We start from the raw sequence: 1,094 nt of genomic DNA on the forward strand, positions 1-1,094 counted from the left end.
TGTTGTGACCTGAGACGTTGTTGTCAGGCGGCGAGTCGGCTGATGGGTGGTTTCCCGCCGAGGGCGGAGTGGCCTCGTTGAGTGTTGTAGCGGTGAAGGAATCGGTCAAGGCCTCGGGTGCGCAGACTGTTTGATGACCAGGGTCGCGCGTAGGCCCATTCGTTGAGCAGGGTCTGGTTGAAGCGTTCTGCTTTGCCGTTGGTCCAGGGGCAGCCGGGTTTGATGAATCGGCGTCGCAGCCCCCAGGCGGTGCATACCCAGCCCCAGTTGGTGCCGCGCCGGTAGACCAGGGCGTTGTCGGTCAGTAGCCGCCGCACGGGTACGCCGTGGGCGGCGAACCAGGCCAGCGCCCGGTGGAGGAATCCGGCGCAGCTCAGGTCCTTCTCGTCGGGTAAGACTTCGCTGTAGGCCAGCCGGGTGTGGTCATCGATGGCCGTGTGAACGTAGTCGTAGCCGATCCTGATTTTCTTGTGCCGGTTGGCAACGGAGACCGCGGCTTCACGGCCATGCAGGCGCCACCCGCCACCGGCAGGGATGCGGCCGAGCTTTTTGACGTCGACATGGACCAGGGATCCGGGGGTGCGGTGTTCGTAGCGGTTGGGGCTGCGCTGTGATGAGCGCACCGCCTCGCCGGTGATCGGGTCGATCGCCGACAAATGGGGTACCTGGTGGCGGGCCAGGATCCGTCCGACCGTCGAGGGACTGAGACCGAGTTCGGCGGCGAGCACCACCGCGCCACGCTTGCGGCGTCGCCGGGCAGCGAGCACTTTCTGTTCGACCCGCTTGCTGGTGCGCTGGGGCATCCGGATCGGACGTGATGAGCGGTCGGCCAACCCCGCTTCGCCGCCCTCGGCGTGCCGGCGTAGCCACTTGTAGACCGTTGACCGCGAGATCCCCAGTTGTTCAGCCACCTGTGCGGGTGGCCAGCCAGCAGCGACACGCTCGACGATGAGGCGACGAGCGAACAGGTTGGTACGAGCGTTAGCGTGAGACACGAGGACCTCCTCCGGGTGAATGCCAGACACATCCACTCCGTCAGGAGGTCCTCCCCATTTCAAGCAGGCACGCCGTCAACAACCTCTCAGGTCACAACA

General features: G+C 65.4%; 1 protein-coding gene. It reads right to left on the reverse strand.

Features of this window, described 5'->3' with window-relative positions:
* Positions 1 to 23: 23 nt before the first annotated feature.
* Entirely contained in the window at positions 24 to 995 is a 972-nt protein-coding gene (locus AWC30_RS15180) for an IS481 family transposase (protein ID WP_085111077.1), read from the reverse strand.
* Positions 996 to 1,094 lie beyond the last annotated feature (99 nt).

This window comes from Mycolicibacillus trivialis (assembly GCF_002102395.1).
Classification (GTDB): domain Bacteria; phylum Actinomycetota; class Actinomycetes; order Mycobacteriales; family Mycobacteriaceae; genus Mycobacterium; species Mycobacterium triviale.